10 protein-coding genes are annotated in these 8,886 nt (G+C 71.6%); 4 read left to right on the top strand and 6 right to left on the bottom strand.

The window, feature by feature from the left end; all coding sequences use genetic code 11:
• Both JWP64_RS19180 and JWP64_RS19185 read left to right on the top strand, forming a co-directional pair.
• A partial coding sequence (locus tag JWP64_RS19180) for a 2Fe-2S iron-sulfur cluster-binding protein (RefSeq protein ID WP_297499085.1) occupies positions 1 to 806 on the top strand: 806 nt, incomplete at its 5' end.
• Positions 807 to 964: 158 nt separating this feature from the next.
• On the top strand, positions 965 to 1,168 hold the full coding sequence (locus tag JWP64_RS19185; RefSeq protein WP_297499087.1) for a hypothetical protein: 204 nt from the start codon (positions 965 to 967) through the stop codon (positions 1,166 to 1,168).
• Positions 1,169 to 1,213: 45 nt separating this feature from the next.
• Here the strand turns inward: JWP64_RS19185 and JWP64_RS19190 are convergent, their stop codons facing one another.
• Entirely contained in the window at positions 1,214 to 1,786 is a 573-nt protein-coding gene (locus JWP64_RS19190; protein ID WP_297499088.1) for a hypothetical protein, read from the bottom strand.
• Between the two features lie 455 nt (positions 1,787 to 2,241).
• Here JWP64_RS19190 and JWP64_RS19195 point away from each other — a divergent pair, with 455 nt between their 5' ends.
• Positions 2,242 to 2,328 (top strand): hypothetical protein, encoded by an 87-nt coding sequence (locus tag JWP64_RS19195; RefSeq protein WP_297499102.1) that lies wholly within the window; start codon positions 2,242 to 2,244, stop codon positions 2,326 to 2,328.
• A 117-nt stretch (positions 2,329 to 2,445) separates the two neighbouring features.
• Here the strand turns inward: JWP64_RS19195 and JWP64_RS19200 are convergent, their stop codons facing one another.
• The 5 genes from JWP64_RS19200 to JWP64_RS19220 all read right to left on the bottom strand — a co-directional run bounded on the left by JWP64_RS19200 (position 2,446) and on the right by JWP64_RS19220 (position 7,663).
• Positions 2,446 to 3,852 (bottom strand): MFS transporter, encoded by a 1,407-nt coding sequence (locus tag JWP64_RS19200; RefSeq protein ID WP_297499090.1) that lies wholly within the window; start codon positions 3,850 to 3,852, stop codon positions 2,446 to 2,448.
• A gap of 76 nt (positions 3,853 to 3,928) precedes the next feature.
• The gene (locus JWP64_RS19205) at positions 3,929 to 4,948 is read right to left on the bottom strand and encodes a 2Fe-2S iron-sulfur cluster-binding protein (RefSeq protein ID WP_297499092.1); all 1,020 of its coding nucleotides are present in this window, start codon (positions 4,946 to 4,948) and stop codon (positions 3,929 to 3,931) included.
• On the bottom strand, positions 4,945 to 5,937 hold the full coding sequence (locus tag JWP64_RS19210; protein WP_297499094.1) for a 4-hydroxythreonine-4-phosphate dehydrogenase PdxA: 993 nt from the start codon (positions 5,935 to 5,937) through the stop codon (positions 4,945 to 4,947). Before JWP64_RS19210 ends, JWP64_RS19205 begins: the two co-directional genes overlap by 4 nt.
• On the bottom strand, positions 5,934 to 6,407 hold the full coding sequence (locus JWP64_RS19215; RefSeq protein ID WP_297499096.1) for an aromatic-ring-hydroxylating dioxygenase subunit beta: 474 nt from the start codon (positions 6,405 to 6,407) through the stop codon (positions 5,934 to 5,936). The genes JWP64_RS19210 and JWP64_RS19215 overlap by 4 nt, the downstream gene beginning before the upstream one ends.
• Positions 6,404 to 7,663: an aromatic ring-hydroxylating dioxygenase subunit alpha gene (locus JWP64_RS19220; protein ID WP_297499098.1), complete on the bottom strand. Its 1,260-nt coding sequence runs from the start codon at positions 7,661 to 7,663 to the stop codon at positions 6,404 to 6,406. Before JWP64_RS19220 ends, JWP64_RS19215 begins: the two co-directional genes overlap by 4 nt.
• Positions 7,664 to 7,803: 140 nt before the next feature.
• Between JWP64_RS19220 and JWP64_RS19225 the strand changes: the two genes are divergently transcribed.
• Entirely contained in the window at positions 7,804 to 8,538 is a 735-nt protein-coding gene (locus JWP64_RS19225) for an IclR family transcriptional regulator C-terminal domain-containing protein (protein ID WP_297499100.1), read from the top strand.
• Positions 8,539 to 8,886 lie beyond the last annotated feature (348 nt).

An 8,886-nucleotide genomic window follows, 5' to 3' on the forward strand; every position in this document is an offset into this window, starting at 1 on the left:
GGCTCGCGCCGGGCGACGTGCTCGAGGTGCTGCCGCCGTCGGGCCGGTTCACCCTCGAGCCCGACGCCCGTACCGCCCGGCACCACGTCGGGATCGCGGCCGGCAGCGGGATCACGCCGATCATCTCGATGCTGTCCACCGCGCTGACGGTCAGCGAGGACAGCCGGTTCACCCTGTTCTACGGCAACCGCACGGCGGAGTCGACGATGTTCCGCGACGAGCTGGAGATGCTCGCCCGGCACTTCGAGGGCCGGCTGCGGATCGTGCACTTCCGGTCGGGCGAGGCGGGCGCCGAGCCGGGGACGGGCTTCGAGCGCGTCGTGCCGGGGCGGATCGACGCCGCCGGTCTCGCCGGGCTGCTCCGGGACGACCTCGCCCCGGCCGACGTCGACGGTTGGTTCGTCTGCGGGCCCCAGGCGCTGGTCGAGGACACCCGCGCGGTGCTCGGCCGGCACGGCGTCGCTCCCGAGGCCGTCCACGTCGAGCTGTTCCACGCCGCCCCGGCGACCGAGGAGCACGCCGCCGGGGTCGAGAGCACCGTCATCGCGACGGTCGGCGGCCGGACGTCGGCCGTGGACAGCGACGGGCGGGAGTCGGTGCTCGAGGCCGTGCTACGGGCGGGCCTCGACGCCCCGTACGCGTGCATGGGCGGCGCCTGCGGGACCTGCCGCGCCAAGCTGGTGCGCGGCGGCGCGGAGATGGAGATCGACTACGCGCTGAGCCCGGACGAGGTCGCCGCAGGCTACGTCCTGACCTGCCAGTCCCGTCCCACCACGGAGCGGGTCGAGCTGGACTACGACGCGTGATCACCTGAGTTCGCGGAGCCGGCGCCGGCGCCGGAGCTGAGCAGATCTGCGACGCCGCTTCCTGGCTGCGGACACGTGGGGACAGCGCCGGTCCGGCGGCGTGTGGCCGGGCTCGGGCGGGGTACCTCCCGGCCATGGCCAAGGACTGTTGCGATCCGGTGCCCGACTCCGCAATGGCGACGGGGAACGACGACGGCGAGCCCGGCGGAGGCCCCGAACCGCCACCTCTGGAGTCCGACGAGCAGGCGCTGCTCGACACCCTGAAGCACGACCGCGGCGGGCCGCCCCTCCGCGAGGCCGAGGAGGACTCGCCTGCGGTGCAGCGGGCCGTCGAGGAGGATTCGGTCGTACCCGGCGACTGACGGCAGGCGGTTGATTCCTTCGATCACCGGGTCTGAAACCTGTTGTCAGCCCTTCAGCCGGGTTATGGCGTCAACCAGTTCAGCCGGCCTCTTCGAGCCGATGAACAATTTCTCGCCACCTTTGAGTCGGAGTTCCACCCCGCGTGCGGTGACCGGCCCGCTGGGCCGCATGACGTACAGGTATCGGCTGTCCTTGCCGGCACTCAGGCCCCAGAAGTGCCATCCCCAGTATTCAGTACCGGCCACGGAATTGTGGGTTCGCGCCTGCCAGTGGTCGATGTCGCCGAGCGCTACGTCCTTGCGCGTCATCCGGGACGGCATCATGCTCCACCTGAGCGGATACAGCCTGACGCGGAGACCGCTCGAATCGACGACGACGACGAGATTCATCAGGAAGTGGAGTGCGACCAGCGGAAGGTGGAGTACGAAGAGCAGGGCGACGACCAGGCCTACCGGCGCGGGTGATGGGCCCGCGAGCCAGAGCGGCACAAGGGCGCCGCCGAGCGCCACCGCGACGAGCAGTGGGACCGCCTTGATCCACCGAGGGAATCGCTGCTCCTCTCGGTAGTAGGGGCGTTCTGCCCATTCTCTCCCGCTGGATGCATCGGTGCTCGTCATGTCCGTCTCCGGTTGATGAGTGTGGTGACCACATCGGGACGACGAGCGTGCGACGAGGCCGTCGATCGGCGTCGCAGGTCGGTGTCCAGAGCCTCCTGACGAAAGGATGGGACCGCCGACGACGGCGAACAATGGGACGAGCACCCGGACGGTGAGGTGCCCTCCCCGAAATTGCTGGGGACAGCCCCCACTGTTCGGTAGGTGCGTCTACGCGACCTCGCGCAACAGCTGGGGGATCCGGCAGGTGCACGCCCGGCTCGCCCTCAGCCGTGGCGTGGTCGTCGCCCCTGCCCCGGTGGAGATTCTGAGGAACAGGGCCGTGCCCACGCCCGGCGTTCTTCCTCGACCGCGGGGAGACGTGCCCGTCGCGAAGCGGCTCATCGCGCTCGGTCTTCCGGCGCCCACCGCAGCGCCGGCCGACGAGGAAGGCGAGGTGCACGCGACGTCGAACCGAGGTGCACGCGACGTCGAACCACTGCAGCCACCTCGACTGCCTGCTGTCCAGCGGCAAGGTCATCGACGAGGGGCTGCCGTGCTCCTGACACGGCAGCGTCTTCGACTACGAGAGCGGCGAACCGCTGTGTCCGCCGGGCGGCTGATCCCGAAGAATTCCGCGTCCTCCTGACGACCGTGAGCCGACGTCGGGGTCCGGCCCGCGCTCAGGCCTGAGCGCCCTCGCCCGGGACGGTTTCCGGCACGGAGTCCTCGGCCCGGACGCCGCTGGTGACCCGGTTCCGCCGCGTGCCGTACAGACGTCCCAGGACAAGGACGGCCACGCCGGCGACCAGCATCGGCACGGCCATCGCGTAGAACACCGCGCCGGCCGACCACTGCGCCGCGAGGGCCGCGCCGATCACGATGGGGCCGAGGATGCCACCCACCCGGCCGATCCCGAGCGCCCAGCCGACCCCGGTGGAGCGGATCGGCGCCGGGTAGAACACCGCCGCGAGCGCGATCAGGCTCTTCTGCCCGCCGCTGATGCAGCAGCCCGCCAGGAAGTTGGCGGTGAGCAGCACCCAGAGGGGCGCGCTGAAGGCGAGGCCGGTGAGCGCGACGAACACGAAGCCGACCAGGTAGAGCGCCCCGAGGGTGCCGTAGGCGCCGAGCCGGTCCATGCACGGGCCGGTGATGAACGCGGCGGCGATGCCGCCGACCGTGGTCAGTGTGGTCGCGGTGACCACCGTGCTCATCGAGTAGTCGAGGCTCGTCATGATCGTCGGCAGCCAGCTCTGCAGGGCGTAGAACTCCGCCAGGTTGATCGCGAACACGAACCACAGCAGCACCGTGCCCAGCACCCGGTCACGGGTGAACAGGCTGCTCAGCGCGGCACGCTTGCCGGCGTCCGCGGCCTCGACGGCGAAGGTCGGCGCCGCGTGCTCGGGCAGCGTGCGGTCCATTCGCCGGAAGACGCGGTGGATGCGCTGGGGATCCTGGTTGCGGCGGATCATGAACACCGGCGACTCCGGCAGGAACCGCAGCAGCAGCGGCACCAGCAGCAGCGGGGCGAGTGCGCCCACCACGAACATCGAGCGCCATCCGTGCGCGGGGATCAGCCAACCTGCGACCAGCCCGGCGACGACGAAGCCGAGGGAGAAGCCGCAGTAGATGACGAGCACGAACGTGGCCCGCAGTCGCTTGGGGCTGAACTCGCCGGTCATCGCCACGCAGCTCGGCGCGGCCGCGCCGAGCCCGAGTCCGGTGAGGAAGCGCAGCACGATCAGCTCGGGCACGGAGAACGCCCAGACCGCAACGAGCGTGCACAGCGCGAACGCGATGGTGCTGACGACGATGACCCGCTTGTGTCCGAACCGGTCGGACAACGGGGACAGTGCCAGATAGCCGACCATGAGGCCGACCAGCGCGGAGGAGAAGATGGGGGCGAGGGTCTGCGGGGACAGACCCCACTCCTTCGCGATGTGCGGGGCCATGTAGCTGATGGCCTGGGTGTCGAACCCGTCGATGAACATGACGAGCCCGCAGAGGGTGATCACGCCGTACTGGAAACGGCTGACGCGCCGTTCGTCGACGAACGAGGGCAACTGCAGGGGACGCGCTTCGAGAGACATCGGTGGCCTCGCTCCGGGGTCGTCGATGACCCCTGGTGTGGTGGGACGGAAGGGTGGATCGGCCTGCTGCTCGGGATCAGCCCGCCGCGGCGACGGGCTCCGCGTCCCCGGACGGGACGAAGGCGTCGCTGAAGAAGCGGTCGGGGGCCAGGCCGGCGGTGCCGACGAACTCCTCGCGGGCGGCGGCGGTCATCGCCGGGCTGCCGCAGGCGTAGACCTCGTGGCCGCGCAGGTCCGGGTGGTCGGCCAGCACCGCGCGGTGCACGTACCCGGTGCGCCCCGTCCATTCGGCGGCGGGTGCGGAAAGGACCGGGGTGAAGGAGAACCAGTCGTGCTTGTCCGCCCACTGCGCGGGCAGGTCCGCGAGGTAGAGATCCTCGGCGCGGCGCCCGCCCCAGTACAGGTGCAGCGGCCGGTCGCCGCCGCGCTTGATCTGGTCCTCCACGATGGACTTGACCGGGGCGAACCCGGTGCCGGTGGTCACCAGCACCACGGGCCGGTCGGACTCGTGGTCCAGGCTGAACTCGCCGAACGGCAGCTCGACCTGCAGGGTGTCGCCCTTGCTCAGCCCGTCGAGCAGCTCGCCGGAGAATCGCCCGCCCGGCACCCGGCGCACGTGCAGCAGCGCGCCGTCGCTCTGGTGGGGCGGGTTCGCCATCGAGTAGTTGCGGCTGTCGCCGTCGGGCAGCGCCACGGTGAGGTACTGCCCGGCCCGGAACTTCGCGCGCACCCCGGTAGGGAACCGCAGCGCGACGACGGCGACGTCGGGAGCCGGATTGGTGATCTTGTGGACCTTCGCCGTGACGGTCCGGCGGGCCGGGGGTTCCCGGCGGGTGATCCGCTGCGGCGCGATCTCCAGGTCGGAGCGGGGCCGCGTCCGGCACAGCAGCACCCCGTCGACCGGACCGTCGAGCGGGCCGCGACCGCGCACGTCGGCCGCACCCGCCACCAACCCGCCCTCGCAGGTCGAGCAGACCCCCTTGCGACAGGAGTAGGGCATCGTGAACCCGGCCCGTTCGGCGGCGTCGAGCACCGTCTCGTCGGGCTCGCAGCCGAAGACGATCTCCGTCCCGGCGACGCGGACGTCGTGGCTCATGCGGGCATCTCCGTGCGGCGGTCGGCGCCGCCGACCAGACGGACCGCGCGCAGCACGGCCTCGGGGTCGGCCACGCCGCGGCCGGCGATGTCGAACGCGGCGCCGTGCCCGACGCTGGAGAACGTGAGGCCGGCCCCGAGGGACAGCGCGGACGCGGTGCGGCCGGCGAGCAGCTTGACCGGGATGTGCCCTTGGTCGTGGTAGATCGCGACAGCCGCGTCGAGCTCGTCGCGGCGGTCGGGGCCGAGCAGCAGGTCGGCCCCGAGCGGGCCGATCGCGTCGATCCCGCTGCCACGCAGCGCTTCCACCGCCGGCACGGTGACGCGCTCGTCGTCGTGGCCGAACAGACCCCCCTCGCCGGCGTGGGGGTTGATCCCGAACACGCCGATCCGCGGGCCCGCGACGCCGGCGGCCACGAGGAACCCCGCGGCGGCGCGGGCGGCCGCCTCGACCAGCTCGGGGGTGAGCCGATCCAGCGCGTCGGCGAGCCGCTCGTGCAGGGTGGCATGGACGACCCGCAGGCCACCGCCGACGAGCATCAGGAACACCCGGTCGCGCGGAACCCCGGAGAGCTCGGCCAGCAGCCCCGGGTAACCGTCGAACGGGATGCCCGCGGCGTTGACGGCGGTCTCCGAGTGCGGGCAGGCCACGATCGCCCGCCCGAGGCCGGCGTGCACGGCCTCGACCGCGGCGCGCAGGTAGGCGACGGTCGCGGCGCCCGCCTCGGCGCTGACGGTCCCGGGCAGCAGCTCGCCTTCGGGTAGCGCAGTCACGGGCAGCACGTCCAGCACCCCGGGCTCCGCGGCGGCCGCGCCGTCGGTCTCGCGCAGCCGCAATCCCGACCGCGCGGCCCACGTCTCGACGACGTACGGGTCGGCCACCACCACGGGTGCCAGGTCGGGGTCCGTGGTCAGTGTGGCGGCGGCCTTCACCGCCAGCTCGGGGCCGACCCCGTTCGGGTCCCCGACGGTGAGCAGGACCCTGCTCATAGCGGCAGCGCCAGCAGGGTGTCGATCCGCGAGCTGTCGCAGACCACGACCCGCTCGGCAAGCAGCACGGCGTCGCCCTCGACCAGGTAGCGGTCGAGGTAGCGGCCGGAGGCGAACAGGTCGCTCGACCCGTCGCGCATGATCCGGACGACGAGGAACGGCGTCTCGCTGCGTACCTCGCGGCCGTCGTCCTCCTCGATGAACGGCTGGCCGAGGATGTGCCGGTAGCCGTGCCGCTCGTAGATGTTGGCCTCGCGCAGCGCCGACACCCGGTCGGTGAGCATGCCGCGGGTGTCGGCCCAGATCAGGCCGGCCTCCAGGCCCTCGCGGTGGTTGTCCGCGGTGGTGACCATGTAGAAGCACTTCTCCGTGAAGAAGTCCGGCCAGTCCTCGAGCCGGTCCGAGTCGATGCAGCGGGCGTAGGCCGCCTGGGCCTGGCCGATCAGCCGGAACACGTCCCTCGTGGTCATGCCTGCACCTCCTGCCGGATGCCCATGCCGGCGGTGTACGCCTTCCAGAACCCGCGGATCGACGCCTCGGTCACCCTGCTCTCGCTGGACTCGGCGCTCGCGCCGCCCATCTCGAGCACGGCGGCGTGGTCGGACGCACCGGCCACGCCGCGCTGCACGAAGCCGCCCACGCAGCCGTCCTCCATGGAGATGTAGCCGGCCGAGCCGACGAGGTTGGCCTGCTTCAACCGGACCTTGCGCTGCTCGGGGGTGTCCTCCTCGAAGCCGAGCAGCGTCCAGTTCAGCTCGGTCCGGTCCACCCCGCGGGGCAGGATCTGCCGGACCGCGACCGAGTTCTGGATCTGCTGCAGCACGAAGGCGGGGAACGTCGACAGGATCTGCAGCGTGGTGTCGTCGCCGACCTCGCTGAAGCCCTCCAGCAGCGACGGGTCGGCCAATTTGTAGCCGCTGTCCGAGCGGATGTTCTGCTCGGAGTAGGAGGCGTCCCGCTCGGCCTCGCGGTCGATCGCCGAATAGCTGACGTGGTGCCCGCCGTCCTCGCTGACGATGATCGCGCCGCGCTGGGACAGCCGGTTGAGCTCGAACGTGGTGAAGAACAGATGCAGGATGCTGGCGTGGTAGGAGTCCTTGACGTTCTCCACGTAGAGCTTCCAGTTGTTGGGCAGCATCTGGGTGAAGCGCCCGATCACCACCGGGGTGCGCCCGCCCAGGACCCGCTCGATCCGATCCATGATCTCGTCGCCGAGGTAGTCCTCGATGTCGTCGACGTCGTCGGAGAAGCTGCCGAACACCAGCCCGTGCACGACGGCGAGGCGCAGCTTGCGCGGACCGTGCTGCTCCAGGCAGAACGACTCCGGCATCCCGCCCTTGCCCTTGACGCCGTCCTTGAACGCCACCCCGGTCAGGTCGCCCTGCAGGCTGTAGGTCCAGGCGTGGTAGACGCAGGTGAAGTCCTTCGCGGTGCCCCGGTCGTCCAGTGCGAGCAGGGCGCCGCGGTGGGCGCAGCGGTTCTCGAACGCGTACAGCTCACCGTCGTGGTCGCGGGAGACGACCACCGGCGTGTCACCCAGGAAGCTTGCGCGGAACTGCCCGGGTGAGGCGACCTCGGCCTCCAGGCACAGGTAGTTCCAGTGCGGGCCGCGGAAGAGGTTCTCCTGCTCCGCGGCGTAGACGTCCTCGCGCTGGAAGACCCAGTACGGGACCCGGGTCAGTCCCTCGGGCCACGCCGGCAGCTCGGTGGTTGTGGTGGTGGGCACGACAGCTCCTCGTCGGCGTGCGGCGCCTTGACAGGCACCACAGGTGTTCGTATAACGAACTCATGTCTGTTTCTCGAACAGTAGAAACGGGTGGATCAGACGGTGTCAAGGACGCCGTCCCCGCCCGTGCGCCCGAGGGCATGGCCGGGCTCGCCAAGGGGCTTGCCGTGATCGAGGCATTCGGGGACGGGTCGTCCCAGCTCACGGTGGCCGAGGCCGCCCGGCGCACCGACGTGACGCGGGCCGCGGCGCGGCGTTGTCTGCTCACGCTGACCGACCTCGGCTATCTGACCCACGACGGCAAGTTCTTCCGCCCGACGCCACGGATGCTCCGGCTCGGCGGGGCCTATCTGGACACCGCCTCGCTCCCGGTCCTCGCGCAGCCGCACCTCGTCGCCGCGCGGGACGAGCTGGGTGAGTCGGTGTCCCTGGCGGTGTGGGAGGAGGGCTGGTCGGTGTTCGTGGCGCGCGCCGAGGCCGAGCGGATCGTCTCCACCGGCGTCCGGGTCGGCGCCCGGCTGCCCGCGCACTGCTCGGCCACCGGGCGCGTGCTGCTCGCGGCCCTCGACGACGAGGAGCTCGCCGGCTATCTGGCCCGCGGCAGCCGCGCCCGGCGTACGGTCCGCACCCTCGTCGCGCCCGAGGACATCACCGCGGCCGTGGAGGCCGTCCGGATCGACGGTCATGCCACCAGCGACGAGGAGCTCGAGCTCGGGATGCGCGCCGTCGCCGTCCCGGTCACGGACGCGCGCGGGCGGACAGTCGCCGCGATGAGCGTGAGCGCGTCGAGCGCGCGGGTCACGGCGGACGAGATGCACCGGGACTTCGTGCCGGTGCTCGCCGGACATGCGGCGCGGCTGGGCCGGATGCTCTGACGCCGCCCGTCGCCGCCCGGTCGATGTCCGGCTCCAGGTCGCGGACGACGTTCTGTCGCGGGGTCGTCGACGTGCGGGCCAGGCCGGCCGTACGTCCGTGCCGAACCGGGCGGGGGCAGAGCCCGCCCCGTCCTTCCAGGAGACCCGGAGGGAAGCCGCCGTCGTTCGAGGTGGCGAGCGCGCTGCTCCGGGTCGTCGCGTCTTCGCCGACGTTCCCGCTTCGCGGGATGGGCAGGCCGATCGGGCCGCGTTGCAGTCAAAACCGCAGGTGAGCGGTGGTGTGGGGGCTCGTGGGTCGTGGGGGTCGCAGCCTCGGGAGGGGTGGAGTGACCGCAGTCATAACGCCCG

Source organism: Pseudonocardia sp. (assembly GCF_025465255.1).
In the GTDB taxonomy this organism is placed as follows: domain Bacteria; phylum Actinomycetota; class Actinomycetes; order Mycobacteriales; family Pseudonocardiaceae; genus Pseudonocardia.